The sequence below is a fragment of the Ramlibacter albus genome (assembly GCF_014297445.1).
Lineage (GTDB): Bacteria > Pseudomonadota > Gammaproteobacteria > Burkholderiales > Burkholderiaceae_C > Ramlibacter > Ramlibacter albus.
On sequence record NZ_JACORU010000008.1, the window covers coordinates 107076 to 133768 of the forward strand.

Here is a 26693-nt window from a genome sequence, read left to right on the forward strand (position 1 = left end):
ATGGAAATGCAGGGCAGCCGCCACCTGGCGGTGACGCAACAGCAGGCGTGGGACGCGCTGAACGACCCCGAGGTGCTGAAGGCGTGCATCCCCGGTTGCGACAAGGTGGAAGCCACCGGCGACAACCAGTACGCCGTGGCCGTGGCCGTGCGCGTGGGCCCGGTGGCCGCGCGCTTCAACGGCCGCATCACGCTCGCCGACGTGCAGGCGCCCAACAGCTACCGGCTCGCGTTCGAGGGGCAGGGCGGCCCCGCGGGTTTCGGCAAGGGCACGGCGCAGGTGCGGCTGGCGCCTGCGGCCGAAGGCGCGGGCTGCGAGTTGAGCTACGACGTGACCGCGCAGGTCGGCGGCAAGATCGCGCAGGTCGGCCAGCGGCTGGTCGATGGCGTGGCCAGGTCGATGGCCGACGACTTCTTCAAGCGCTTCGACGAGGAAATGCAGCGGCGCTACCCGCAGGCCTACGCGGTCGAGGCGGCAACCGCCGCCGCGGCCGGGCCATCGGCGGCCCCTGCGTCGAAGGGCGTGCCTGTATGGGTCTGGATCGTGGCGGGTGTGCTCGTGCTGGGCGCAATCTACTGGTTGCGCCGCTGAAGGAGGCGGTATGGAAAACCTCGACGTGATGGTGCTGCGGGCGGTGCGCGACTGGCGCGCCGCGGGCAAGCGCGCGCTGCTGGCAACCGTGGTGCGCACCTGGGGCTCGTCGCCGCGGCCGGTGGGCTCGATCATGGCGCTGTGCGAGGACGGGGCGGTGGTCGGCTCGGTTTCCGGCGGCTGCATCGAGGACGACCTGATCTACCGCTACACGCAGGCCTACTCGGGCAAGGAGCCCGGCCATGTCATCCCGACCGGCGCGCCTGCCTTCGTGAAGTACGGCGTGACGGCCGACGAGGCGCACCGCTTCGGGCTGCCCTGCGGCGGCACGCTGGAGCTGCTGCTGGAGTACGACCCCGATGCTGCGGCGCTCTCCGCCCTGGTGGCTGCGCTCGAAACGGGGCGCTTGATGCGGCGGCGCGTGCGGCTCGCCGACGGCCAGGCGACGATGGAGGAAGCGAAGGCGCCGGAGGAGCTGGTGGTGAACGACCGCGAGCTCGTCAACACCTTCGGCCCCGAGTTCCGCATGCTGCTGATCGGCGCCGGCCAGCTCACCGAGTACCTCGCGACGATGGCGCTCTTCTCGGGTTTCGCGGTCACCGTGTGCGACCCGCGCGAGGAATACAGCGGCAGCTGGAACGTGCCGGCCGCGCGGCTGGTCACCGACATGCCCGACGACGTGGTGACGGCCTTCAAGCCCGACCGGCGCAGCTGCGTGATCGCGCTGACGCACGACCCGAAGCTCGACGACCTGGCCTTGCTGGAGGCGCTGAAAACCGATGCGTTCTACGTCGGCGCGATCGGCAGCCGGCGCAACAACGACGCGCGCCATGCCCGCATGAAGGAGCACTTCGGCCAGACCGACGCCGACCTGCAGCGCCTGCGCGGGCCGATCGGCATCTACATCGGCAGCAAGACGCCGCCCGAGATCGCGGTGAGCATCATGGCCGAGGTGCTGGCCGTGAAGAACGGCGTGGCCCTCCCCCGGGGCATGGAAGTCGCGGCGGCCAAGAACCTTCGTAGTATCGCGGCCGACCCGTTGGTCGCCTGCGTCCGCTGAAACTACTACTTAATAGCCAACGAACTGCCGTCCCATGCGCGGATATTCAGGCGTCCGACATCTCCGGGTCGCCTGAGCTGGGAAAATCGGGGCATGAAAGTCGTCCCCATGTCCACCTACCGGCGCGTCGGAGGCCTGCGCCCAGGTGAAGTCTGGCTGGAGCGGGCTTTCCCCGACCGCCAGTGGATCATCTCGGGCGTCCTGCTTTGCGAGGACGGCCAGCGCCGCGTCGTCATCGAGCCCCTCGATGACCGCAACTCCGAAGCCACGTATTCGGAAACCTACTTCCGCCGCCACTTCATCGACCGCCACCAGTGGCTGCGCCGCGAGAACGAGCGCGTGCTGCGCAAAGCCCGCCGCCGCGACACGGTCGAGCTGCTGCACGAGATGGCGCAGATCAACTACCCGGAATCGCCGCCGCCGCGGCTCACCACTTCGGCTTGAGCTGCTCGCCGGGGAGCGCTTCGTACGGGTCGCACCAGCCCGGGACCTGCCGCACCCGCGCGAGCCATGCGCCGATGTTCGGGTACTGGGCCGCCACGTCGTAGCCGCTTTCTTCCGGCGGGAAGAAGAGGTAGCCGCATAGCGACATGTCCGCGATCGTGGGTGAGTCGCCCGCGATGTACGGCTGCGTGGCCAGGTGCTTGTCGACCACGCCGAAGCAGTTGTTGATGCGCGTCTTGAGGAACGCCTCGACGTCCGGCTTCGGCGGCTCGGCGCCGAACGACTTCATGAAGCGCCACGTGGCGAAGTAGCTCGTGAACTTGTGGTTGTCGTAGAGCAGCCAGCGCAGCACCTCGTACTTCTCCTCGGCGTTGCGCCCGCCGAACCGGCCGTGCTTGTCGGCCAGCCACGTCAGGATGGCGCCCGACTGCGACAGGCGCTTGCCATCCGCTTCCAGCACGGGCGCTTCGCCCATCTCGTTGACCGTCTCGCGCCACGCGTTGTCGCGCGTGACGCCGGCCGCCATGTAGTCCACGAACACGGGCTCCCATGGCACGCCGAGCGCGCGCAGCATGAAGGCGACCTTGTAGCTGTTGCCGGACTGGCAGAAGCCGTGCAAGCGGTACATGGCGTACTCCTTTTCACTTGATCTGGATCACGTTAGCAGAAGCGCCGCGCCCTAGAGTGCAGGGCAGGCGGATAGCCGACGTCCGCGAAAGGAATCGACACCATGTACCAGCACATCCTCGTGCCCCTCGACGGCTCGCGCACCGCGAGCCTGGCGCTCGGCAAGGCCGCCGCGCTCGCAAAAGTGTTCAAGAGCAAGGTGACGCTTGCCACCGTGGTGGATACCCATGCCTTCGCGCATGCGGGGGCCGAGCTCACCATCGGCCACCGCGAGTACATCGCGGCCGCCAATGCGAATGCCGACAACATGCTCGCGCAGGCGGCAGCGGACCTGGCGAAGGAGGGTGTCGATGCCGCCACGAAGCGCGTGGACGTGCATGCGCCGCACGAGGGAATCATCACCGCCGCCAACGAGGCGGGGGCCGACCTGATCGTGATGGGGTCGCATGGGCGGCACGGGATGCAGAAGCTGCTGCTGGGGAGTGTGGCGCAGCGGGTGTTGACGCACACCACCTTGCCGGTGCTGGTGGTGCGCGGAGAGTAGGCTACTTCTCCTTCCCCATCACCAGGTCCGGCAGGACAGTCACGATCTGCGGAAACACGGTGATCAACACGATCGCCACCACAAGGCATGCAAAAAACGGGATCGAAGCCTTCGCAATCGTGTTGCTGTCCTTCCCCGTCATGTTCTGCAACACGAACAGGTTGAACCCCACCGGCGGCGTCACCTCCGCAATCTCCACCAGCAGCACGATGAAGATGCCGAACCACACGAGGTCGAAGCCGGCCTTCTGGATCATCGGCAGCACGACCGCGCTCGTGAGCACGATCATGCTGATGCCGTCCAGCGCGGTGCCGAGGATCAGGTAGACCACCGTCAGCACCATGATCAGCATGTAAGGCGACAGGTGCATGGACTCCACCCACAGCGCCAGCTCCCGCGGGATGCCGGTGAACGCCATCGTCTTGGTGAGGAACGAGGCGCCAGCGAGGATGAACATGATCATGCAGCTGGTGCGCGTGGTGCCCATCAGCCCGTCCCAGAACGTCTGCCACGTCAGGGACTTGCTCCACCACGCCAGCGCCAGCGAGCCGACGACGCCGTAGGCCGCGCATTCGGTCGCCGTGGCCCAGCCCGCGATCAGCACCCAGACGATGAAGATGATGAGCACCGTGCAGGGGATCAGGTTGCCCGAAAGGCGGATCTTTTCGGCGAATGTGGTCGGCGGGTCGGGCGGCGGAACCTGGTCGGGATGGCGCAGGCTCCACCAGATGATGTAGCCCGAGAACAGCGCCATCAGCAGGAAGCCGGGCAGGAAGCCCGCGAGGAAGATGCGGATGATCGACGCATCGGCGGCGACGGCGTAGACCACCATCGTGATCGAGGGCGGGATCAGGATGCCCAGCGTGCCCGCGGTCGCCAGGGAGCCGAGCGTGATCTTCTCGCTGTAGCCGCGCTTGAGCAGCTCGGGCAGCGCCACCTTGGAGATCGTCGCGCACGTCGCTGCCGACGAGCCCGACACCGAACCGAAGATGCCGCAGCCGAGGATGGTGGTGTGCATCAGCCGCCCCGGCACGCGATTGAGCCATGGCCGCAGGCCCTCGAACATCTCTTCCGACAGCTTGCTGCGGAACAGGATCTCGCCCATCCAGATGAACAGCGGCAGCGCGGCGAGCTCCCAGCTCGCGTTGCTTTCCCAGAACGACGAGAAGAGGTTGTTGCCCGGCGAGGTGTTGGTGAAGAAGGCCTGGCCGACCCAGCCGCAGATGGCGAGCGTCATCGCGATCCACACGCCGCCCGAGAGCAGCACCATCATGATCACGAGCAGCAGGCCGCCGACGAGAAGGATATCCATCAGACGTCCGAAGAGAAGTCGCCGTGGGCGTGGCGTTCCTCGACCGCGACCACGAATGTCGGCCGCCCGCCGCGCAGCACGATGATCAATTCGTCCACGATGGCGACGAAGAGCAGGATGGAGCCCAAGGCGAAGCTCGCCTGCGGAATCCAGATCGGCAGCGGCAGCAACCCTTGCGCCACTTCGTTGAAGCGCCAGCTGTCGTACGTGAACCGGTTGGCCCAGTACGCGAGGTAGCCCACAGCGACCGCGCCAATGAAGAGGCATGCGATTTCCAGAACGCGCCGCACCTTCGGCGACACCGACTCCAGCAGCAGCGTGACACGCACGAAGTCGCCGTGCTTGAACGCATGCGCCATCGCAAAGAAGGACGCGGCGGCGCAGAACCACGCCACCACGTCGTTCACCGCGCCCGTGCGCACGCCGAGTTCGCGCAGCACGCTCTGGGCGACCATCAGCACGCAGATCAGCGCAACGAAAACGGCGCCGATGGCGCCGCATGCGTAATAGAGCCGGTCGAGGAAGCGGCGCACTACGGCCTTACTTCTTGTTGAACGCGTCGATCAGCGCCTTGCCGTCCGGGCCGGCTTTCTTGAGCCAGTCGGCCTGCATGATCGCGCCCACCTGCTTCATGTCGGCCACGAGCTTGGGCGAGGGCTTCATGATCTTCATGCCCTTGTCGGCCAGCGCCTTCTTGTACCAGTCGTTCTTCTCTTCCGAGATCTTGTTGCCGCGCACCTCGGCGTCCTTGGCGGCCTTGAGCACCGCCTCCTGCGTGGCCTTGTCGAGGGCGTCGAACGCCTTCTGGTTGACGATGATCGCGTTCTTGGGCAGCCAGGCCTGCGTGTCGTACCAGTACTTGATGCTCTCGTAGGTCTTGCTGTCGTAGCCGGTGGAGCCCGAGCTCATGTAGCTGTTGACGACGCCGGTGGCCAGTGCCTGCGTGAGTTCGGCGGCCTGGATGGTGACCGGCACGGCGCCGATCAGCTCGGCGATCTTGGCGGTGGCGGGGCTGTAGGCGCGCCACTTCAGGCCGCGCATGTCGGCCACCGACTGGATCTCCTTGTTCACGTAGATGCCCTGCGGCGGCCATGCGACCGTGTACAGCAGCTTCATGCCTTGCGCAGCGAGCAGCTTGTCCACGAAGGGCTTCTGGGCGGCGGCGAGCTTCTTCGACTCGGCGTAGCTGGTGGCGAGGAACGGGATGCCGTCGGCGCCGTAGATCGGGTTCTCGTTCTCGGCGTTGACCATCAGGAACTCGCCGATGGCGGCCTGCCCGCTTTGCACCGCGCGCTTGATCTCGTTGGCCTTGAACAGCGACGCGTTGGCGTGCACCGTGATCTTGAGCTTGCCGCCGGTGGCCTTGTCCACGTCGTTGGCGAACTGCTGCAGGTTCTCGGTGTGGAAGTTGGTCGCGGGGTAGGCCGCGGGCAGGTCCCACTTGGTCTGTGCGAAAGCGCCCGTGGCAGTGACGGCGGCAAATGCGATGGCGGCTTGTTTGAGATTCATGGCCTCTCCGTGAGAATGCGGCGGATGATGGAGGATTCGAGCATACGTGCAAGTTGCGCGCCCGCGCCACCGGTATTTCCCCCCGGGGCACTCGGGCTCGTGCGGCTCGACACGCGCTTCCCGCGTCCCGCGGGTGACGCGGGCGAGCCGGCCAGCTGGGGCCGGCCGGTGGAACTGCATGTGGTGCAGGGCGCCTTTCCCTCGCGGATCGTGAGCAGTGCGCAGGCGCTGCGTGCCGCCAACGTGCTGCCCGCCTTCGTGGAGGCGGTGCGTGGCCTCGCGGCGCGTGGTGTGGCGGCCGTGACCACGAGCTGCGGCTTCCTCGTGCTGTTGCAGGAGGAATTGCAGGCGGCCGTCGACATCCCGGTGGTCACTTCGAGCCTGTTGCTCTTGCCGGGGCTCCTCGAAGGGGAGGAGTCAATCGGTGTGCTCACGATCTCGGAGGCGAACCTGGGCGACGAGCACCTGCTGGCGGCCGGTGTTGCCCGATCGCGGCTGGCCGACGTCGTCGTGCAGGGCGTGGACCCTTCCAGCGAATTCGCAACGGCCATTCTCGGCAACCGCGAGACGATGGACGTCGCACGGGCCAGGCAGGACGTGGTCCAAGCCGCCCTCGCGTTGAAGGCGCGTGCACCGGGGGTGCGCACACTGGTGCTCGAATGCACCAACATGCCTCCGTATGCCCAAGCCGTGCGCGACGCCACGGGCTGGCGCGTCCTCAGCCTCTTCGACGCGGTGCCATGAACCTGCGCTTCGTCGAAGCCTTCTACTGGGTCGCCACGCTGCAGTCCGTGTCGCGCGCCGCCGAAAAACTGTTCATCACGCAATCGGCGATGTCCGCGCGCATCGCCGCGCTGGAGGACGAACTCGGCACCGTGCTGCTGGACCGGCGCGACAAGCAGTTCCGCCTGACCATGGCCGGCCAGCGCTTCCTCAAGCACGCATCGCGCCTGCTGGAACTGCAGCGCGAGATCAAGCAGGAAATGGGGGGCGAGGCGCCGCCCGAGGTGCAGATGCGCGTGGGCGCCATCGAGTCCGTGCTGCACTCGTGGCTGATCCCGTGGGTGGAGCAGTTGCGCGGCGAATACCCGGCGCTCGAGCTGGAGCTGTCGGTGGAGACCACACCGGTGCTGATCGACCTCGTGCGCCGCGGCGCGATGGACATCGTCTTCACGGCCTCGCCGGCCAATGCCGAGGGCGTGCGCACCAAGGCGCTGCCGCCGATGGAGATGGCCTTCCTCGGCAACGCGAAGATCCACCGCAAGCGCGTGTGGCGCATGGCGGACTTCGCGGACGTGGACGTGATGACCTTCCAGCGCGGCTCGGTGCCGCACCTCGCGCTCGTGGACCAGCTCAAGGCCGCTGGCGTGCAGCCCCGCAAGATCCACGCAATCTCCTCGATCTCGGCCATGGTGCAGCTCGTGCAGGGCGGCTTCGGCGTGGCGACGCTGCCGCTTGCCGCCGCGAAGCGCCTGCCCGACACCTCCGGCCTGAAGATCCTGCGCTGCGAGCAGCCGCTGCCGCCGCTGCCCATCCACGCCAACTACCGGGTCGACCCGTCGTCGGGCAATGCCGAGCTGGTGCTCAAGTCCGCGCTGGCCTTCGTCGCGAACTCGTAGAAACCCTAGGTCTTCGCTCTCGGCAGAAGAAATTTCGATGACGTAATCGAAAAATTTCGCGTTTGAAGGAAAGCCCCGCGCTTCCCAGAATTCGCCCATCTTCGACAAGGAGCTTTTTCATGAAGTTGCTTTTGGGTCTGGTGGGTGCGGCCTTCGCCGTGGCGGCGCACGCGCAGCAGGAAATCAAGGTCGGCGTGATCTACCCGCTCACCGGGTCGGCCGCGTCGGTGGGCGGCGAGTTGCGCAACGCGCTGGAACTCGCCGCGGACATCATCAACAACGGCGCCGCGGGCGTGCCCGACCTGCCGTTCTCGCAAGGCAAGGGCCTGCCCAACCTGAAGGGCGCGAAGATCAAGCTGGTGTTCGCCGACCACCAGGCGAACCCGCAGACGGGCGCCACCGAGGCCGAACGCCTGATCACGCAGGAGAAGGTGGTGGCCATCGTCGGCGCGTACAACAGTGCCGTCACCGCCACCGCGAGCCAGGTGGCCGAGCGCGCGGGCATCCCGTTCCTCAACCCCGAGTCGTCCTCGGCCTCGCTCACGCAGCGCAACTTCAAGTGGTTCTTCCGCACCACGCCGCACGACGACCTGTTCGTGCACAACGCGTTCGAGTTCCTGAGCGAACTGCAGGCGAAGAAGGGCATCAAGCCCGGCCGCATCGTCACGCTCAACGAGAACGGCCTGTGGGGCACCGAGAGCGGCAAGCTGCAGGCCAAGCTGGCGCCGGACTACAAGTACGAACTGGTCAAGCAGGTGTCGTACCCCGCCAAGACCACGCAGCTCACGTCGGAAGTGCAGGCGCTGAAGGCGGCCAACCCGAACCTCGTGCTGCAGTCCTCGTACACGGCCGACGCCATCCTGTCGATGAAGACGTACAAGGAGCTGGGCTTCTCGCCGGACATGATCCTGGCCAACAACGCCGGCTTCACCGACACCGAGTTCATCAAGACGCTGGGCAAGGACGCCGAGTACATCATCACGCGTGAAGTCTTCGCGCTCGACCTCGCCAAGACCAAGCCGCTCATCAAGCAGGTGAACGACCTCTTCAACGCGAAGTACAAGATCAACTTCACGGGCAACAGCTCGCGCACCTTCACGGGCCTGATGGTGCTGGCCGACGCGATCAACCGCGCCGGCTCCACCGAGCCCGAGGCGATCCGCAAGGCACTGGCGGCCACCAACATCGAGGGCAAGAACCTCATCATGCCGTGGAAGGGCGTGAAGTTCGACGCCACGGGCCAGAACACGCTGGGGCAGGGCATCCTGGTGCAGGTGGTGGGCGGGCAGTACAACACCGTGTGGCCGTTCGCCATGGCGTCGCGCGACGTCGTCTGGCCGATGCCCAAGTGGGACCAGCGCAAGTGACCTTCGAGATCCTTGCCCAGACCCTGGCCTCCGGCGTGCTGATCGGGCTGATCTACGCGCTGGTGGCGATCGGGCTGACCATGATCTTCGGCGTGATGGACATCGTGAACTTCGCGCACGGCGAGTTCCTGATGCTCGGCATGTACTCGACCTTCTGGCTGTTCGCCCTCTACGCGCTGGACCCCATGCTCACGCTGCCGCTCACGGTGCTGATGCTCTTCGCGTTCGGCGTGCTGCTGTACAAGCTGCTCATCGTGCGCATCATCAACGCGCCGATGCTCACGCAGATCTTCACCACCTTCGGGCTGATGTACCTGCTGCGCGGCGTGGCACAGTTCCTGTGGAAGCCGGACTTCCGCTCGGTCGAGAACTCCGCGGTGGCGGGCACGGTGAAGGTGCTGGGCCTGCAGCTCGGGCAGCCGCAGCTGGTGGCGGGCGTGGGCGCGGTGCTGGTGACGGCGGTGATCTGGTACTTCCTGAACCACACGCGGCTCGGCGCTGCGCTCGAGGCGACCGCCGCCGACAAGGATGCGGCTCGCCTGATGGGCATCGATTCGCACCGCATGTTCTCGCTGGCGTGGGGCATCGGCGCGGCATGCGCAGGAGCGGCGGGCGTGCTGCTCGCGACCTTCTTCCCGATCTTCCCGGACGTCGGCGCGAACTTCATCCTGCTCGCGTTCGTGGTGGTCAACCTCGGCGGCTTCGGCAGCGTCACCGGCGCGTTCTGGGCCGGCATCCTGGTGGGCGTGATCGAGGTGATGGGCGGGCTGCTGCTCGGGCCGCAGTACAAGCTGGCCGTGGTGCTGGTGCTGTTCCTCGGCGTGCTGATGTTCCGCCCGCAGGGCCTGATGGGGAAAGCATGAAGACGACCGTCATTGCCGCTGCGTGCGCCGTGCTCGCCGTGGGGCTGCCGTTCGCGCTGGACACCTCGCACCTCAACATGGCGATCCTGGTGTTGATGGCCGCGCAACTGGGCGTCGCCTGGAACATCGTGGGCGGCTATGCGGGCCAGGTGTCGCTGGGGCATGCGGCCTTCTACGGGCTGGGCGCGTACACGTCCACCGTGCTGCTGGTGAAGTTCGGCGTGAATCCGTGGATCGGCATCCTCGCCGGTGGCGCGCTCGCCGCGGCTCTGAGCTTCGCGTTCGGCTGGTCGTGCTTCCGCCTGAAGGGCCACTACTTCGCCATGGCGACCATCGCGGTCGCGGAGCTGGTGCAGATCTTCTTCACCGAGTGGGACTTCGCCGGCGCCGCCGTCGGCCTGTACGTGCCGATGAACAAGACGGGCTGGGCCTGGCTGAACTTCGCGACCAAGATGCCGTACTACTGGCTGGCCCTCGGCCTGCTGCTCGTCACGCTCGCCGTCAACTTCTGGATCGAACGCAGCTGGCTCGGCTACTACTTCCGCGCCATCAAGGACGAGCCGGACGCCGCGCGCAGCATCGGCATCGACATCGCGCGCTACAAGCAGGTGGCGCTGGCCATCAGCGCCTTCTTCACGGCCCTGGGCGGCAGCCTCTACGCGCAGAAGGAGCTGTACATCGACCCGCAGTCGGTGCTGTCCACGGCGCTGTCGATCAAGATGGCGCTGGTGGCGATCCTGGGCGGCGTGGGCACGCTGTTCGGGCCGGTCGTGGGGTCGGTGGTGCTCACGAGCATCGAGGAGTTCACGCGCATCCTGTTCGGCGGCAGCGGCAAGGGCACCGACGTCATCATCTACGCGGGGCTGATCATCGTGATCGCGGTGTTCTACCCGACGGGCATCGTCGGCTGGTGGAACAACCAGGTGCGGCGATTTCGCTCGCGGCAAGCCGCCGGAGCGAAGCCCGTGAGCGGCACGCAAGCCGCGGGGGAGCTGTCATGAGCCTGCTGGAAGTCACGGGCGTGAGCAAGCGCTTCGGCGGCCTCACGGCCAACGAGGACGTCACCTTCACCGTCGGCACGGGCCAGATAGTGGGCCTGATCGGCCCCAACGGCGCGGGCAAGACGACGCTGTTCAACTGCGTCGCGGGTTTCTTCGCGCCGAGCGAAGGCACGATCACCCTGGACGGCCAGCGCATCGAGGGCCTGCCGCCCGAGCGCTGCGCCCGCATGGGCGTGGGCCGCACGTTCCAGATCGCGCGCACCTTCACGAGCATGACGGCGTGCGAGAACGTGATGACCGCGTCGATGCTGCACGAGCGCAAGGTGAGCGATGCGCGCGCCGACGCCGAGCGCTGGCTGGGCTTCGCCAACCTCACGCGCCTGGCCGACAAGCCGGCGGGCAGCATGACCATCAGCGAGCAGCGCCGGCTTGCCGTGGCGCGCGCGCTGGCCACGCGACCGCGCCTGCTGCTGATGGACGAGGTGATGGCGGGGCTCAACCCGTCCGAGGTGAAGGAAGCCGTGGACGTGGTGCTGAAGATCCGCGAGCACGGCATCTCCTGCCTCGTCGTGGAGCACGTGCTCGAAGGCATCATGCCCATCGCCGACAAGATCGTGGTGCTGGACCGCGGCCGCAAGATCGCCGAAGGCACGCCTGCCGAAGTGTCGAGCGACGAAGCCGTGATCCACGCCTACCTGGGGGATGCGTGATGCTGGAAGTTCGCAACATCAAGGTCTGCTACGACGAGGTGCTCGCCGTGTCGGACGTCACGCTCACCGTGCCGCCGGGCAAGATCATTGCGCTGGTCGGCGGCAACGGCAACGGCAAGTCCACGACGCTGCGCGCAGTGGCGGGGCTGAACCCGGTGCAGGCCGGCACGATCACCTTCAACGGCGTGCCGGTGCAGGGCGTGCCCGCGCACAAGCGCGTGCCGCTGGGCCTGTCGCTCGTGCCGGAAGGCCGGCGGCTGTTCCCGCGCCTGACCGTCAAGCGCAACCTGGAGCTGGGCGCCTACACGCGCGCCGACCGCCACGAGGTGGCGCGGGGCGTCGAAGAGATGTTCGCGCTCTTTCCCATCCTCAAGGAGCGGCACGCGCAGCTGGCCGGCACCATGAGCGGCGGCGAGCAGCAGATGCTGGCCATCGCGCGCGGCATGATGGCCCGGCCGAAGCTGCTGATGCTGGACGAGCCCTCGTGGGGCATCGCGCCGAAGTTCGTGGCCAAGGTGCTGGAGGTGATCCAGCAGGTCAACGCCACGGGTGTGTCGGTGCTGCTGGTGGAGCAGAACCTGCAGAAGGCGCTGGCCATCGCGCACGAAGGCTACGTCATCCAGACCGGGCGCATCGTCATGCAGGGCAAAGGCGCGGACCTGCTGCACGACGAGCGCATCAAGAAGGCCTACCTCGGCCTGTAAATAGCAAGTGAAACCCATGATCTACGACCAACCCCAGGCGCTGCGCCTGGCCGTGCGCGACGGGAATTTCCGGCAGCCCACTTCGGGCCACGCGGGTGGCTACCTGCAGGCCAACCTGATGATCGTGCCGGAAGCCGACGCCTTCGACTTCCTGCTGTTCTGCCAGCGCAACCCCAAGCCGTGCCCGCTGATCGAAGTGCTGGAGCCGGGCGCCACCGAGCCGCGCTGCGCGCCGGGCGCGAACATCGCCACCGACGTGCCCGGCTACCGCGTCTACCGCCACGGCGATCTCGCCGGCGAGCGCGAGAGCGTCGCCGACCTGTGGCAGAAGGACTTCGTCACCTTCCTCATCGGCTGCAGCTTCTCCTTCGAAGCCGCCGTGCAGCAGGCCGGCGTGCCGCTGCGCCACGTGCGCCAGGGCCGCAACGTCGCGATGTACCGCACGAACATCGCGTGCACGCCGGCGGGCCGGTTCAGCGGCGAGATGGTGGTGAGCATGCGGCCGGTGAAGAGCCGCGACGTGGCCAAGGTGGTGGAGATTTCCGGCCGGTTCGACGTGGCGCACGGCACGCCCGTCCACATCGGCAACCCGGGGGCGATCGGCATCGTCGACATCGCGCGGCCGGACTACGGCGACGCCGTCGACATCGAGGCCGACGAGGTGCCGGTGTTCTGGGCCTGCGGCGTCACGCCGCAATGGGTGGCCCAGAAATGCCGCTTGCCGCTGTGCATCACGCACGCGCCCGGCAAGATGTTCGTGACGGACTTGAGGGGCTGACCCAGCCATGCAAGCTACGACTACCATGGGCTCCATGCAGACCTCTCCGACCCCGAAGCGCTGGCAGTTCTGGATCGACCGCGGCGGCACCTTCACGGACATCGTCGCGCGGCGGCCGGACGGCGGCATCGCCACGCACAAGCTGCTGTCGGAGAACCCCGAGCAGTACAAGGACGCGGCGGTCGCCGGCATCCGCCACCTGCTGGGCCTGCGGCACGGCGAGCCCATCACGCCCGACGTGGTCGATTGCGTGAAGATGGGCACGACGGTGGCGACCAACGCGCTGCTCGAGCGCAAGGGCGAGCCGACGCTGCTGGTGACGACGAAGGGCTTCCGCGACGCGCTGCGCATCGCGTACCAGAACCGGCCGCGATTGTTCGACCGCAACATCGTGCTGCCCGAGCTGCTGTACCGCGAGGTGATCGAGGCGAACGAGCGTGTCGGTGCGCAGGGTGACGTGGTGCAGGCGCTCGACGAAGAGCACCTGCGCGGCGAGCTGAAGGCGGCCTTCAACCGCGGCCTGCGCAGCGTGGCCATCGTGTTCATGCACGGCTACCGCTTCACCGCGCATGAGAAGCGGGCTCAGGCGATCGCGCAGGAGACCGGCTTCGCGCAGATCAGCACGTCGCACGAGACGTCGCCGATGATGAAGTTCGTCAGCCGGGGCGACACGACGGTGGTGGACGCGTATCTCTCGCCGATCCTGCGCCGCTACGTGGAGCAGGTGGCCGGCGAAATGCCGGGCGTGAAGCTGTTCTTCATGCAGTCCTCGGGTGGCTTGACCGACGCGCACGCCTTCCAGGGCAAGGACGCGATCCTGTCCGGCCCGGCCGGCGGCATCGTCGGCATGGCACGCACCGCGGCTTTGGGCGGCCACGACAAGGTGATCGGTTTCGACATGGGCGGCACCTCCACCGACGTATCGCACTTCGCCGGCGAATTCGAGCGGGAGTTCGAGACGCAGGTGGCCGGCGTGCGCATGCGCGCGCCGATGATGAGCATCCACACCGTGGCGGCCGGTGGCGGCTCGATCCTGGAGTTCGACGGCTCGCGCTTTCGCGTGGGGCCGCAAAGCGCCGGCGCGAATCCCGGCCCGGCGAGCTACCGCCGCGGTGGGCCGCTGGCGGTGACGGACGCGAACGTGATGGTCGGCAAGATCCAGCCGCGCTACTTCCCGAAGGTGTTCGGGCCCAGGGGCAACGAGCCCTTGAGCGTGGAGGCTGTGCAGTCGAAGTTCAACGAGCTCGCGGGCAAGACGGGCCGCAGCGCGGAAGTGGTGGCCGAAGGCTTCATCAACATCGCCGTGCAGCAGATGGCCAACGCCATCAAGAAGATCTCCGTGGCGCGCGGCTACGACGTCACGCGCTACACGCTGCAGTGCTTCGGCGGTGCGGGCGGGCAGCACGCATGCCTCGTTGCCGATGCGCTGGGCATGACGCGCGTGTTCGTGCACCCGCTGGCCGGTGTGCTCTCCGCATACGGCATGGGGCTGGCCGACCAGAACGTGATCCGCGAGCAGGCCGTCGAGCTGCGGCTGTCGAAGGAAAGCCTGCCGCAGGTGGTGCAGAAGCTGGATGCACTCTCCGCCTCTGCCCAGGCCGAACTCGAAAAGCAGCAAGTCAGCGGCAACGCGGTGCAGGTGCGCCGCCGCGTGCACGTGCGCTACGAAGGCAGCGACTCGGCGCTCGTCGTGCCGTTCGGAGACCTCGGCACGATCATCGCGGGCTTCGAAGCCGCGTACCGCCAGCGCTTCTCCTTCCTGATGCAGGGCAAGGCGCTGATGGTCGAGGCGGTGTCGGTGGAAGCGGTCGTCTCCGGCGACGCCCCGGCCGAGCCTCGCCACGAGGTGCACCCGCAACGCGACGTGCCGCGGCGCGAGACGGTGCGCATGTACTCGGGCGGCCAGTGGCATGAAGCCGCGCTCGTGGTGCGCGAGGACCTGCGCCCCGGCGACGTCGTCCCCGGCCCCGCGATCATCGCGGAGAAGAACGCAACCACGGTCGTCGAGCCCGGCTGGGAAGCCGCCATCACCGCGCTCGACCACATCGTGCTGGAGCGCCGCGTCGCGCGCGCGGTCAAGTTCGCGGCCGGCACCAAGGTGGACCCGGTTCTGCTGGAGGTGTTCAACAACCTCTTCATGAACATCGCCGAGCAGATGGGCCTGCAGCTGCAGAACACGGCCTACTCGGTGAACATCAAGGAGCGCCTCGACTTCTCCTGCGCGCTGTTCGACGCCGAGGGCAACCTGATCGCGAATGCGCCGCACATGCCGGTGCACCTGGGCTCGATGGGCGAGTCCATCAAGACGGTGATCCGCGAGAACGCGGGCCGCATGTCGCCGGGTGACGTCTACGTGCTCAACGACCCGTACCACGGCGGCACCCACCTGCCGGACGTCACCGTCATCACCCCCGTCTATTTGGGGTCGGATTCCAGTTTCCGCGACAAGCCGCTCTTCTACGTCGGCTCGCGCGGCCACCACGCCGACATCGGCGGCACCAGCCCGGGTTCGATGCCTCCGTTCTCCACGCGCATCGAGGAAGAGGGTGTGGAGATCAACAACTTCAAGCTGGTGGACCGCGGCGTGCTGCGCGAGCGCGAGATGCTCGCGCTGCTGGCCAGCGGCGAGTACCCCAGCCGCAACCCGGAACAGAACCTGGCCGACCTGAAGGCGCAGATCGCCGCCAACGAGAAGGGCGTGCAGGAGCTGCGCAAGATGGTCGACCAGTTCGGGCTGGACGTCGTGCAGGCCTACATGCGCCACGTGCAGGACAACGCCGAGGAGTCGGTGCGCCGCGTCATCACGCGCCTGAAGGATGGCAAGTTCACCCTGCCGCTGGACAACGGCGCGCAGATCCAGGTGGCGATCCGCGTGGACGCGAAGAACCGCAGCGCGGAAATCGACTTCACCGGCACGTCGGCGCAGCAGGTGAACAACTTCAATGCACCGCGCGCGGTGTGCATGGCGGCCGTGCTGTACGTGTTCCGCACGCTGGTGGATGACGACATCCCGCTGAACGCCGGCTGCCTGAAGCCGCTGAAGGTGATCATCCCCGAAGGCTCGATGCTCAACCCCAACCCGCCTGCCTCGGTGGTCGCGGGCAACGTGGAGACCTCCACCTGCATCACGAACACGCTCTACGGCGCGCTCGGCGTGATGTCCGCCGGCCAGTGCACGATGAACAACTTCACCTTCGGCAACCCGCGCTACCAGTACTACGAGACGATCTCGGGCGGCAGCGGCGCGGGCGAGGGCTTCGACGGCACGAGCGTCGTGCAGACGCACATGACCAATTCGCGGCTGACGGACCCCGAGGTGCTGGAGTTCCGCTACCCGGTGAGGCTCGAGAGCTACGAGATCCGCAAAGGGTCGGGCGGCAAGGGCAAGTGGACCGGTGGCAACGGCGGCGTGCGCCGCGTGCGCTTCCTGGAGCAGATGACTGCGAGCATCCTGTCCAACGGCCGCAAGCACGGCGCATTCGGCATGGCCGGCGGGCAGCCGGGGCAGGTGGGCATCAACCGCGTCGTGCGTTCGGGCGGCAAGGTGGAGGAGCTGGGCCATATCGGCCAGGCGGAGATGGCGCCGGGTGACATCTTCGAGATCCATACGCCCGGCGGCGGAGGCTACGGCAAGGCCTGACAGCCGTTTGACAGTTTGCCCGAACATGATCGGGCCGTTTTTTCGAAGCAGTCCGTGACGCCGGTTGCCGCAGGAGGTTGATGCGGCACCCCTTCGCTCACGCGCAGTAGAAGTTCAAGAGCCCGTTGCCGCGGGCATGCCGATGGACCCTGCTGTAGCGAAGGGATGGAGCCACGATGAAGATCAACCACTGCAGGGTGCTGCAGGCGGTCGCCGACGCCGGCACGTTCGGCGGCGCGGCGCTGCTGCTCGAGTGCACCCAGTCGAACGTCAGCTACGCGATCCGCGAGCTCGAGCAGCACGTCGGCTTCCGGCTGCTCACGCGTTCGCGCGCGGGCTGCGAGCTGACCGCCGAGGGGCGCGAGGTGCTGCTGCGCTGCGCGCGCATCCTCGAGATCGCCGACGACCTGAAGTCGCTGGGGTCGGCGCCGTCCGGCATCGTGCGCCTGGTCAGCCTGCAAAGCGCCGGTGAGGCGCTGCTGGCGCGGCTGCTCGAGGAATGCTGGGCGCGTTTTCCCGGCATCCGCATCGACGTCGCCAGCGACACCGAGAGCGAGGACTTCATCGTGCAGGCGCTGCGCCGCAACGAGGCGGACCTGGCGATCACGCAGCCGTTCGAGGACGGCCAGTTCGTCTGCCAGCCGCTCGCCGACGACCCCTACGTGCTCGTGCTGCCTGCGTCCCACGGGCTGCGGCGGGTGGAGTCGTTCGCGCAGCTGGCCGGCCTGCGCTTCCTGCAGCATGAGGGGGCCGGCGCGCGGCACGTGCTGCAGCACCTGGCGAACCATGGCTTCGTGCCCGCGGTTTCGTTTCGTGCCACCAGCGTCCATGCCATCCTGTCGATGGTGAGACGGGGGCAGGGATTCTCCGTGCTCCCCCGCATGGCGCTGCCGGCGGATGACCACGCCGTGTTGCCGCTGCCGGTTCCCCTGCACCGCGCCCTGGTCGTCGCCGCGCGGCCCCATTCGCTGAGGTCGCGCGCCGCGCATGCGGTGGCGCAGGTGCTTCACGCGCTGCGTAACAGCCTCGCGGCCTGAGTTCCGCCGGCGGCTTCGATGCATGCGCTTCACGCATCGAAGCCATCGATTGCCGGCGCCGCGCGCCGCGCCGAAGAATCGGGCCCCTTCCTACTTTCACGAGGCCCGAAGAAACATGAACCTGAAGACGACCCTTGTCCTGGCGGCGACGCTGCTTGCGACTGTGCCCCACGCGCTCGCGCAGCGCGCCGGCGCCGATCCGGAAACCGTGAGCCCGTTCGGCAAGCCCCCGGCCGCACCCGCGCCCGAGGTCGACGGCCTGCCCGCCACGGCGGCCCGCAAGGTGCAGCCGCAGCACCTGCAGGAGATGCAGCGGCTGCTGAGCTTGAGGCCGGTCGACATCCTCGTCGAGTACGAAAGCGCACCGCCCGCCACGGCGTCCACGACGGCCGAACTCGCCAGCCTGCTCAGCACCCGCAAGGCCGACTTCGAGCGGGTCAAGCAACGCGTGGGGGCGGCCCTGGGCGGCAGGAGCTTCCAGGTCCTGCGGGACTACGACGCCATGCCGATGCAGTTCGTACGGGTCTCGAGCTTCTTCGGGCTGCTGCGTGTGCTGTTGCATGCCGACGTGAAGGCAGTCCACCCGAACGCGCTGCACCGGCCCGTCCTGGCCGAGAGCCTGCCGCTCTCGCGCCAGCCCCAGATGGCCGCCAGCGGCATGCATGGCGCCGGCACGACGGTGGCCGTGCTCGACACGGGGGTGAACTACACGCTGCCCGCTTTCGGCAAGTGCACGGCGCCCGGCAAGCCCGCCTCCTGCCGTGTCATTGCCGCCGTCGACATCGCGGCGAACGACAACCTGCTCGACGCGCACGGGCACGGCACGAACGTCGCGGGCATCGTCGCCGGCATGGCTCCGGGTGCCCGGATCGCGTCGGTCGATGTCTTCACGGGCGACGAGGCGAAATCATCGGACATCCTTTCCGGCATCAACTGGGCGATCAACAACAAGGCCGCGTTGAACATCGTCGCCATGAACCTCAGCCTGGGCATAGCGGGGCGCAAGTACACCGCCTCGTGCCCCGCGTCGTTCGCCACGACGGCATTCGCGAACGCGCGCGCCGCGGGCATCCTGCCGGTGGTCTCGGCCGGCAACGACGGCTTCACCGACGGCGTTTCCGAACCGGCCTGCGCGCCCGGGGCCGTGCGCGTCGGCGCCGTCTACGACGCGTACATGGGCGCGAAGTCCTGGGGCGTGTGCACCGACGCGTCCACCGCGCCGGACCGCGTGACGTGCTTCTCCAATGGCGGCAACCTGCTGACCTTGCTCGCGCCGGGGTCGTCGATCGCCGCCGCCGGCCTGGAGTTCAGCGGCACGTCGCAGGCCGCACCGCACGTCGCCGGGGCGATCGCCGTCCTGCGGTCGTCCAATGCCGCCCCGAACGACACGCTCGACCAGACCGTGGCGCGCCTCGTCGCCAGCGGCAAGCCCGTCATCGATGCGAGGAGCGGTATCCAGAAGCCGAGGGTCGACCTGACCGCGGCACTCGCCCCGTTGGTGCCGAGTTCATGGCACGGCGTGGTGGAGCAACTCTACGTCGCATACCTCGGCCGGCCGGCAGACCCCGCGGGCCTGAACTTCTGGGCGGCCGCGCTGCGCGCCGGCAATGCGCCGACGGCCGCAACGCCGCTGCACGCCGCGTACGGCACCAACGCGGTGGTCAAGAGCGTGGTCGACGGTTTCGCGAACAGCGCCGAGTCGGCCGCGCTTTACCCCGCCACGGTGACGACGGCCGATTTCGTGAACAGGGTGTACGTCAACGTGTTCGGCCGCAGCGCCGAGCCCGGCGGCCTGTCGTTCTGGGCCGGCGCCATCGACAACGGCAGCGTGACGCGCGGGCAAGCCGTGCTGGCGATCATGTCCGGCGCTCTGGTGAACAACGGGGTCGACGCCCAGGCCGTGCTGAAGAAGTCATCGGTCGCCGGCAACTTCACGGCCATCGTCGACACGTCCGCCGAGGTGGCGGCGTTCTCCGGCGCCACCGCGCTTTCGAAGGCGCGGCAGATGCTGTCCATGGTGAACGCGTCGACCGACGTCAACGGGTTCCAGGCGACAGTGAATGCCACGTTGGCGGCCATCGTTGCGAGCCAGCCTTGAAGCAGCGGCGCCGGACCGGACTAACATCGCAGCCCGATGCTGTTGTTCAAGCTCGGTCTCGTCGCCCTGTCGGTCATGCTTTCGACGCTGGCCGCGCGGCGCTTCGGGCATCGCGTGGGCGGTGCGCTGGCCGGCATGCCCATGATCGCGGCGCCCATCATGGCGATCCTGCTCATCGACCAGGGCGTGGCGCAGGTCAGGGCGATCGCGCTGGCGACGCTGGCGTGCCTGCCGGCGACGATCCTGCACATCGTGACGTTCGCCAAGGCGGCGGCGCGGTTCACGTGGCCGGTGTGCCTCGCGCTCGCGCTCGGCGGCTTCCTGGTCGCCGGGGTTGCGCTGGCCGCCGTGCAAATGCCGCCCTGGGCCGTGTGCCTGGTGGCGGTGGCCTCGCCGGCGGCAGGCCTCTGGCATGCGGCGCATCACTCGGGGCCGCCGGCGCGTGCCGGGGTGCCGCGAATCGAGTTCGGGCTGCGGATCGCCGCCGCTGTCGGCATGGCCGCCGCCATCATCCTCGGGGCCGATGCCTTCCCGCCGGCGGTGAGCGGGCTGCTGCTGGCCGTGCCGATCACGGGCACGGTGCTGCCTTGCTTCACGCTGCCGCGCTACGGGGCGGCGGCGACGGCTTCATTGATGACGGGGTTCCTGCAAGGCCTGCATGGATTCGCGGCCTTCTTCGTCGCGCTGTACTGGGGCCTTGCGGCGATGCACCCGGCGGCCGCGTTCTGCGTGGCGCTGGCCGCGGCTCTCGGCGTCGCCCTGGCGATGCAGGCCGGCGTGCGCCTTGCGCAGCGCCCGCCTGCCTGAAGCTCGGCGTTACTTCTTGGCGCTGGCTGCCGGCTTCGCGTCGGACGCCTTCTTGTCGTCCTTCTTCGCGTCCTTGGCCATCGCGGTTTCCTTCTTCTCGTCTTTCTTCTCGTCCTTCTTCGCCTCGGCCTTCTTCTCTTCCTTCTTCTCGGCCTTGGCTTCCTTCTTGTCCTTCTTGTCCTTCTTGTCGTCCTTCTTCGTGGCGGCGGCGCCCTTGTAGGCCTGGCCGTTCACGGTGAGGCCCGCTTCGGACAGGTGCGCGGCGCGCTTGTCGCCCACACCCTTGACGCGCTCGATGAAGTCCTCCCAGCTCTTGAATTCGCCCTTCTTGCGCTCGTCCACGATGGCCTTGGACGTGCCCGGGCCGATCCCCTTGACGCTGTCCAGCTCGGCCGCGGTGCCCTTGTTCACGTCCACGGCCGCCATGGCGGCAAAGGCGTACAGCATGGCCAGCACGGCCAGGATCTTCTTCAGCATCGTTCGCTCCTTGCGAGGGTTGAAATGATCCCTCAACGGCGCCGCGCGAAGCCCGGTTGACTACTTCGGGTTAGCGAGCACAGCCATGTACTTCGCCACACCCGTCGCCACGTCGGCGAACTGGTGGTCGCAGCCCACGGCGCGCAGGTTCGTCAGGTCCGCCTGCGTGTAGCACTGGTACTTGCCGCGCAAGGCATCGGGGAACGGCACGTACTCGATGAGCCCCGCCGACTCGGCCGTGGCCGTGTCCATGGGCTTGAGCCCCGACAGCGCATTCACCACGGCCGTCGCCACATCGTTGAACGGCTGGGCGCGCCCGGTGCCCAGGTTGAAGATGCCCGACTTGCCCGGCCGGTCGAAGAACCACAGGTTCACCGCGACGACGTCGTCGACGTGGATGAAGTCGCGCATCTGCTCGCCCGGCCCGTAGCCGCCGTACTCGCCGAAGAGCTTGACCTTGCCCTCCTTGCGGAACTCGTTGAACTCGTGGAAGGCGACGCTCGCCATGCGGCCCTTGTGCTGCTCGCGCGGCCCGTAGACGTTGAAGTAGCGGAAGCCTGCCACCTGGCTCTGGTTGCGCTTGAAGTCCGCGCCGCATTCGCGCCGCATGCGCTGGTCGAAGAGGAGCTTGCTGTAGCCGTACACGTTGAGCGGCCGCTCGAACTCGGGCGTCTCGCGGAACGTGGCGCTGCCGCCGTAGGTGGCGGCGGACGACGCGTAGAGCAACCGCGTGCCGCGCTCGCGGCAGGCTTCGAAGAGCGCCATGGACACACCGTAGTTGTTGTCCATCATGTACTTGCCGTCGCTCTCCATCGTGTCGCTGCACGCGCCTTCGTGGAACACGGCTTCGACCGGGCCGAACGCACCTTCGCCGAACGCGGCGTAGAACTCGTCGGCGTCGACGTAGTCGGCGATCTGCAGGTCGGCGAGGTTGCGGAACTTGTCGCCGTGCGTGAGGTCGTCGACGGCGATGATGTCGTCGATGCCGCGCTCGTTGAGGCCCTTGACGATGTTGGAACCGATGAAGCCGGCGGCGCCGGTGACCACGACGCGTGTCATTGGAAGAGTTCCTCGTAAGAGACGGTGGCGGTGCCGAACTTGCCCACCACGATGCCGCCCGCCTTGTTCGCGATCGGCATGGCTTCGCGCGCGCTCAGGCCGGCAGCCATCATGGCGGCGAGCGTCGCGATGACGGTGTCGCCCGCCCCGGTGACGTCGAACACCTCGCGCGCCTGGGCCTTCACGTGCAGCTCGCCTTGCGCGTCGAAGAGCGACATGCCTTCCTCGCTGCGGGTGACGAGCACGGCGCCCAGCTGGAGCTGCTCGCGCAGGTTCTGCGCCTTCGTGCGCAGCTCGTCCTCGGTCTGCCAGCTGCCGACCACTTGCTGCAGCTCGGCGCGGTTGGGGGTGATGACCGAGGCGCCGCGATAGCGCGAGTAGTCGGAGCCCTTGGGGTCGATCAGCACGGACTTGTTCGCCGCGCGCGAGCGCTCGATCATCTGCGCGATGTGGGTGAGGCCGCCCTTGCCGTAGTCGGAGAACAGCACGGCTTCGTGGCGCGCGAGCAGGGCGTCGAACGCCTCGTTCTGCGCCGACAGCACCTCGTGGTCCGGCTCGTTCTCGAAGTCCATGCGCAGCAGCTGCTGCTGCCGCCCGATGACACGCAGCTTGACCGTGGTGCGCAGGCCCGTGTCGCGCTTCAGGTGCGTCTGGATGCCGCTGGTGGTCAGCAGCTTCTCGAGGCGGTGGCCGGGCTCGTCGTCGCCGATCACGCCGAGGAAACTCGCGCGCGCGCCGAGCGTCACGACGTTGTAGGCCACGTTGGCCGCCGCACCGATGCGCTCCTCTTCGCGCGTGACCTTCACCACCGGCACCGGCGCCTCGGGCGAGATGCGCTCCACGGTGCCGTGCCAGTAGCGGTCGAGCATCGCATCGCCCACGACCAGCACGCGCGCCTTCGCCAGTTGCTCTTTCGTCGGATTCATAGTTCTTCGACCCTCCGCGCAGGATAGCTGTCCCACGCCTGGCAGCCCGGGCATTGCCAGAAATGCTGCTTGGCCTCGAAGCCGCAGGCGGCGCAGCGGTAGCGCGTGAGCGGCTTGACCGCATGCTCCAGCGCGCGCTGCACGTCGGGGTGGAACTGCTCGTGTTCGAGCTTCTCGTTGGCCAGCCAACGGCTGGCGGCGACGAGCGAAGGCTCGCGTGCGAGGTGCTTGACGTACCACTCGCGCGCCGCCTCGGGGTTGGGCTCGAGCGTGACGATCGCCTCGAGCACGTCGAGCGAGGGCGCGAGCTCGTAGCTGCCATGCAGGATGTCCAGCGCCTCTGCCTTCTTGCCGCAGGCCGCGGCGGCATCCGCCATCGGCCGCGCAAGCAGCGGGATCGAGGCCGGCGCCGAGTTCGCCAGCTCGGCGAGCGTGGCGAAGGCCGATTGCGCGTCGCCGGAGCGCCGCTGGAGCGCGGCGAGGTCCATGCCGGGCCGCGGCGTCGTCGGCGTGAGCGCAACCGCTTCGCGCAGCAACCGCGCCGCTTCATCGGGCGTGGCCGCCGCCGCCATCTCGCAAAGGTAGTGCGCACGCCGGTTCGCAAAGCTCCCCTGGCCCGAAGCCTCGAGCTTGGCCGCGATCTCCGCGGCCTGCGGCCAGTCGCGCGAGCGCTCGTAGATCGCTAGCAGTGCCAGCAGTGCCTGCCCCTCGTAGGCGGTGCCCTCCAGCTTGCGCAGCGCCTCCTCGGCGCGATCGAGCAGGCCCGCCTTCAGGAAATCGAGTGCCAGCGCATGCTGCGCGCGATGCCGGTCGGCACGCGACAGGTCGCCGCGCGAGAGCAGGTGCTCGTGCACGCGCACGGCGCGCTCGTACTCGCCGCGCCGGCGGAAGAGGTTGCCGAGGGCGAAGTGCAGCTCGGACGTGTCCGGGTCGCCCTGCACGGCCTCGATGAAGGCGTCGATGGCTTGGTCCTGCTGCTCGTTCAGCAGGAAATTCAGGCCGCGGAAATAGGCCTTGGGCGCTTGCCGGTTCTCGATGCGCAGCTGCCGCAGGTCCAGCCGCGACGCGACCCAACCCAGCACGAAGGCGATCGGCAGGCCCCACAGGACCCAGCTGAGGTCAAAGTCCATGCGTCGTCGTGGGGGCGACGCCGGGGTCTCGGCGCGCGCGCAGCGCTTCGGCGCGGTGCTTCCACCAGCGCGGCACCATGCCCAGCGCGCCGACCAGCAGGCCGATGGCGAATGCCGCCAGGACCACCAGCACGAGCGGCGCGCCCCAGGCGGTACCGAAGAAGAAGTGCACCGTCACCTCGTGCTGGTTGTTCAGCGCGAAGGCGAAGAGGGTAAAAAAAATGGCTGCCTTGAGCAGCCATGCGAGGTATTTCATCAGCGTGGCCCGTCGACGCGAGCCATTGTAGGCACTACTTCTGCCCCGCCTCGATTTCGGCGGTGCGCTGGTCCACCGCCTCGCGCAGGGCCTTGCCCGGCTTGAAGTGGGGGACGCGCTTTTCGGGGATGTGCACGCTTTCGCCGGAACGGGGGTTGCGCCCCATGCGCGGCGGCCGGCGGTTGATGGAGAAGCTGCCGAAGCCGCGGATCTCGATGCGGTGGCCGCGCACGAGTGCGTCGCCCATCGCGTCAAGAATGGTCTTGACCGCGTACTCGGCGTCGCGGTGCGTCAGCTGGCTGAACCGCGAGGCCAACTCCTCGACCAGGTCGCTTCTTGTCATGGTCCCCTCGAGGCGGAGTGCACCCCGGGTCAAGCCCGGGGTGACGGCTTCGCCTTTTTACTTCTCGGAATTGTCCAGCTTAGCACGCAGCAACGCGCCCAGGCTCGTCGTGCCCGCGTTCTCGCGCGCCGACTGCTGGTTCAGCTGCTGCATCGCGCCTTGCTCGTCGATCATGTCCTTCTGGCGGATCGACAGCTGGATGTTGCGCGTCTTGCGGTCGATGTTGACGACCACGGCTGTCACTTCGTCGCCTTCCTTCAGCACGTTGCGCGCGTCTTCCACGCGGTCGCGGCTGATTTCCGAAGCACGCAGGTAACCGGTGATGTCGTTGCCCAGGTCGATCTCGGCGCCCTTGGGGTCGACGGTCTTGACCTTGCCGGTCACCGAGGAGCCCTTGTCGTGCACCGAGGTGAACGTGGCGAACGGGTCGCCGTCGAGCTGCTTGATGCCCAGGCTGATGCGCTCGCGGTCCACGTCCACGCCCAGCACGATGGCTTCGACTTCCTGGCCCTTCTTGTAGTTGCGCACGGCGGCTTCGCCGGGCTCGTTCCACGAGAGGTCGGACAGGTGCACCAGGCCGTCGATGCCGGCAGCCAGGCCCACGAACACGCCGAAGTCGGTGATCGACTTGATCGGGCCCTTCACGCGGTCGCCGCGCTTGGTGTTCTGCGCGAACTCCTGCCACGGGTTGGCCTTGCACTGCTTCATGCCCAGGCTGATGCGGCGCTTGTCCTCGTCGATCTCCAGGACCATGACTTCGACTTCGTCACCCAGCGACACGACCTTGGCGGGCGCGACGTTCTTGTTGGTCCAGTCCATCTCGGACACGTGCACCAGGCCCTCGATGCCGGGCTCGAGTTCGACGAACGCGCCGTAGTCGGCGATGTTCGTGACCTTGCCGAACATGCGGGTGCCCGGGGGGTAGCGGCGCGAGACGCCCAGCCACGGGTCGTCGCCCATCTGCTTGAGGCCCAGCGAGACGCGGTTCTTCTCGGTGTCGAACTTGAGGATCTTGGCGGTGATCTCCTGGCCGGCCTGCACCACCTCGGACGGGTGGCGGACACGGCGCCAGGCCATGTCGGTGATGTGCAGCAGGCCGTCGATGCCGCCGAGGTCCACGAACGCACCGTACTCGGTGATGTTCTTGACCACGCCGCGGACGATGGAGCCTTCCTTCAGGGTTTCCATCAGCTTGGCGCGCTCTTCGCCCATGGAGGCTTCGACGACGGCGCGGCGCGACAGCACCACGTTGTTGCGCTTGCGATCGAGCTTGATGACCTTGAACTCCATCGTCTTGTTCTCGTAGGGAGACAAGTCCTTGATGGGGCGCGTGTCGATCAGCGAGCCGGGCAGGAAGGCGCGGATGCCGTTGACGAGGACGGTGAGGCCGCCCTTGACCTTGCCGGTGGTGGTGCCGGAGACGAACTCGCCGGACTCGAGGGCCTTTTCCAGGCTCATCCACGAGGCCAGGCGCTTGGCCTTGTCGCGCGACAGGATGGTGTCGCCGTAGCCGTTTTCGATGGCGTCGATGGCCACGGAGACGAAATCGCCTTCCTGGACTTCGACCTGGCCCTGGTCGTTCTTGAACTCGTCGATCGGGATGTAGGCCTCGGACTTGAGGCCGGCATTGACAACCACGTGGTTGTGCTCGACACGGACGACTTCAGCGGTGATCACCTCGCCGGCGCGCATTTCGGAGCGCTTGAGGGATTCCTCGAACAGGGCGGCAAAAGATTCAGACATTTAGGAGCTTTGCTGTGGCCCTTGCGGGACACGGGTTAGGTTGATGAT

General features: G+C 67.7%; 27 protein-coding genes. 16 read left to right on the top strand and 11 right to left on the bottom strand.

Annotation, left to right across the window (positions count from 1 at the left end; all coding sequences use genetic code 11):
* The 3 genes from H8R02_RS20590 (at window position 1) to H8R02_RS20600 (ending at window position 2095) form a co-directional block, all read left to right on the top strand.
* Entirely contained in the window at window positions 1-591 is a 591-nt protein-coding gene (locus tag H8R02_RS20590) for an SRPBCC family protein (RefSeq protein ID WP_187083369.1), read from the top strand.
* 10 nt (window positions 592-601) lie between these two features.
* Window positions 602-1651, top strand: coding sequence for an XdhC family protein (locus tag H8R02_RS20595; RefSeq protein ID WP_187083370.1), 1050 nt, complete (start codon window positions 602-604; stop codon window positions 1649-1651).
* 93 nt (window positions 1652-1744) lie between these two features.
* Entirely contained in the window at window positions 1745-2095 is a 351-nt protein-coding gene (locus H8R02_RS20600) for a hypothetical protein (RefSeq protein WP_187083371.1), read from the top strand.
* On the opposite strand, the gene H8R02_RS20605 is transcribed toward H8R02_RS20600, so the two are convergent.
* Entirely contained in the window at window positions 2079-2723 is a 645-nt protein-coding gene (locus H8R02_RS20605; RefSeq protein WP_187083372.1) for a glutathione S-transferase family protein, read from the bottom strand. The genes H8R02_RS20600 and H8R02_RS20605 overlap by 17 nt on opposite strands.
* A gap of 102 nt (window positions 2724-2825) precedes the next feature.
* Here H8R02_RS20605 and H8R02_RS20610 point away from each other — a divergent pair, with 102 nt between their 5' ends.
* Window positions 2826-3266, top strand: coding sequence for a universal stress protein (locus tag H8R02_RS20610; RefSeq protein ID WP_187083373.1), 441 nt, complete (start codon window positions 2826-2828; stop codon window positions 3264-3266).
* Between the two features lies 1 nt (window position 3267).
* Here H8R02_RS20610 and H8R02_RS20615 read toward each other — a convergent pair whose 3' ends face one another.
* Genes H8R02_RS20615 through H8R02_RS20625 form a run of 3 tightly spaced genes read right to left on the bottom strand, consistent with a single transcriptional unit; the run spans window position 3268 to window position 6087 of the window.
* A complete protein-coding gene (locus H8R02_RS20615) occupies window positions 3268-4578 on the bottom strand; it encodes a TRAP transporter large permease (RefSeq protein ID WP_187083374.1) in 1311 nt (436 codons plus the stop codon).
* Entirely contained in the window at window positions 4578-5111 is a 534-nt protein-coding gene (locus H8R02_RS20620; RefSeq protein ID WP_354004954.1) for a TRAP transporter small permease subunit, read from the bottom strand. The genes H8R02_RS20615 and H8R02_RS20620 overlap by 1 nt, the downstream gene beginning before the upstream one ends.
* A 7-nt stretch (window positions 5112-5118) precedes the next feature.
* On the bottom strand, window positions 5119-6087 hold the full coding sequence (locus tag H8R02_RS20625; RefSeq protein ID WP_187083375.1) for a TRAP transporter substrate-binding protein: 969 nt from the start codon (window positions 6085-6087) through the stop codon (window positions 5119-5121).
* Between the two features lie 99 nt (window positions 6088-6186).
* Here H8R02_RS20625 and H8R02_RS20630 point away from each other — a divergent pair, with 99 nt between their 5' ends.
* From H8R02_RS20630 to H8R02_RS20685, 12 genes are all read left to right on the top strand, one after another.
* Complete coding sequence (locus H8R02_RS20630; protein WP_187083376.1) at window positions 6187-6831, top strand: aspartate/glutamate racemase family protein; 645 nt, start codon at window positions 6187-6189, stop codon at window positions 6829-6831.
* Window positions 6828-7706 (top strand): LysR family transcriptional regulator, encoded by an 879-nt coding sequence (locus H8R02_RS20635; protein ID WP_187083377.1) that lies wholly within the window; start codon window positions 6828-6830, stop codon window positions 7704-7706. Before H8R02_RS20630 ends, H8R02_RS20635 begins: the two co-directional genes overlap by 4 nt.
* A 119-nt stretch (window positions 7707-7825) precedes the next feature.
* The gene (locus tag H8R02_RS20640) at window positions 7826-9073 is read left to right on the top strand and encodes an ABC transporter substrate-binding protein (protein ID WP_187083378.1); all 1248 of its coding nucleotides are present in this window, start codon (window positions 7826-7828) and stop codon (window positions 9071-9073) included.
* The gene (locus H8R02_RS20645) at window positions 9070-9936 is read left to right on the top strand and encodes a branched-chain amino acid ABC transporter permease (protein WP_187083379.1); all 867 of its coding nucleotides are present in this window, start codon (window positions 9070-9072) and stop codon (window positions 9934-9936) included. The genes H8R02_RS20640 and H8R02_RS20645 overlap by 4 nt, the downstream gene beginning before the upstream one ends.
* Entirely contained in the window at window positions 9933-10937 is a 1005-nt protein-coding gene (locus H8R02_RS20650; RefSeq protein WP_187083380.1) for a branched-chain amino acid ABC transporter permease, read from the top strand. The genes H8R02_RS20645 and H8R02_RS20650 overlap by 4 nt, the downstream gene beginning before the upstream one ends.
* The gene (locus H8R02_RS20655) at window positions 10934-11647 is read left to right on the top strand and encodes an ABC transporter ATP-binding protein (RefSeq protein ID WP_187083381.1); all 714 of its coding nucleotides are present in this window, start codon (window positions 10934-10936) and stop codon (window positions 11645-11647) included. Before H8R02_RS20650 ends, H8R02_RS20655 begins: the two co-directional genes overlap by 4 nt.
* Window positions 11647-12351: an ABC transporter ATP-binding protein gene (locus tag H8R02_RS20660; protein WP_187083382.1), complete on the top strand. Its 705-nt coding sequence runs from the start codon at window positions 11647-11649 to the stop codon at window positions 12349-12351. Before H8R02_RS20655 ends, H8R02_RS20660 begins: the two co-directional genes overlap by 1 nt.
* Before the next feature lie 16 nt (window positions 12352-12367).
* The gene (locus tag H8R02_RS20665; protein ID WP_187083383.1) at window positions 12368-13129 is read left to right on the top strand and encodes a putative hydro-lyase; all 762 of its coding nucleotides are present in this window, start codon (window positions 12368-12370) and stop codon (window positions 13127-13129) included.
* Between the two features lie 34 nt (window positions 13130-13163).
* Window positions 13164-16769: a hydantoinase B/oxoprolinase family protein gene (locus H8R02_RS20670; RefSeq protein WP_187083384.1), complete on the top strand. Its 3606-nt coding sequence runs from the start codon at window positions 13164-13166 to the stop codon at window positions 16767-16769.
* A 176-nt stretch (window positions 16770-16945) separates the two neighbouring features.
* On the top strand, window positions 16946-17806 hold the full coding sequence (locus H8R02_RS20675) for a LysR family transcriptional regulator (protein WP_187083385.1): 861 nt from the start codon (window positions 16946-16948) through the stop codon (window positions 17804-17806).
* A 115-nt stretch (window positions 17807-17921) separates the two neighbouring features.
* Window positions 17922-19904, top strand: coding sequence for a S8 family serine peptidase (locus H8R02_RS20680; RefSeq protein ID WP_187083386.1), 1983 nt, complete (start codon window positions 17922-17924; stop codon window positions 19902-19904).
* Window positions 19905-19940: 36 nt separating this feature from the next.
* Entirely contained in the window at window positions 19941-20711 is a 771-nt protein-coding gene (locus H8R02_RS20685; protein WP_187083387.1) for a hypothetical protein, read from the top strand.
* Between the two features lie 9 nt (window positions 20712-20720).
* Here the strand turns inward: H8R02_RS20685 and H8R02_RS20690 are convergent, their stop codons facing one another.
* From H8R02_RS20690 to rpsA, 7 genes are read right to left on the bottom strand one after another with little or no spacing between them, the layout of a single operon-like run.
* Window positions 20721-21188, bottom strand: a complete 468-nt coding sequence (locus tag H8R02_RS20690) for a ComEA family DNA-binding protein (protein ID WP_187083388.1) — start codon at window positions 21186-21188, stop codon at window positions 20721-20723.
* Between the two features lie 60 nt (window positions 21189-21248).
* A complete protein-coding gene (gene rfaD, locus H8R02_RS20695) occupies window positions 21249-22247 on the bottom strand; it encodes an ADP-glyceromanno-heptose 6-epimerase (RefSeq protein ID WP_187083389.1) in 999 nt (332 codons plus the stop codon).
* Window positions 22244-23173: a D-glycero-beta-D-manno-heptose-7-phosphate kinase gene (gene rfaE1, locus H8R02_RS20700; RefSeq protein WP_187083390.1), complete on the bottom strand. Its 930-nt coding sequence runs from the start codon at window positions 23171-23173 to the stop codon at window positions 22244-22246. The genes rfaD and rfaE1 overlap by 4 nt, the downstream gene beginning before the upstream one ends.
* On the bottom strand, window positions 23170-24303 hold the full coding sequence (gene lapB, locus H8R02_RS20705; RefSeq protein ID WP_187083391.1) for a lipopolysaccharide assembly protein LapB: 1134 nt from the start codon (window positions 24301-24303) through the stop codon (window positions 23170-23172). The genes rfaE1 and lapB overlap by 4 nt, the downstream gene beginning before the upstream one ends.
* The gene (locus H8R02_RS20710; RefSeq protein WP_187083392.1) at window positions 24293-24559 is read right to left on the bottom strand and encodes a LapA family protein; all 267 of its coding nucleotides are present in this window, start codon (window positions 24557-24559) and stop codon (window positions 24293-24295) included. The genes lapB and H8R02_RS20710 overlap by 11 nt, the downstream gene beginning before the upstream one ends.
* A 34-nt stretch (window positions 24560-24593) precedes the next feature.
* Window positions 24594-24902, bottom strand: a complete 309-nt coding sequence (locus tag H8R02_RS20715) for an integration host factor subunit beta (RefSeq protein ID WP_187083393.1) — start codon at window positions 24900-24902, stop codon at window positions 24594-24596.
* Between the two features lie 57 nt (window positions 24903-24959).
* The gene (gene rpsA / locus H8R02_RS20720) at window positions 24960-26645 is read right to left on the bottom strand and encodes a 30S ribosomal protein S1 (protein ID WP_187083394.1); all 1686 of its coding nucleotides are present in this window, start codon (window positions 26643-26645) and stop codon (window positions 24960-24962) included.
* Between the last annotated feature and the right edge of the window lie 48 nt (window positions 26646-26693).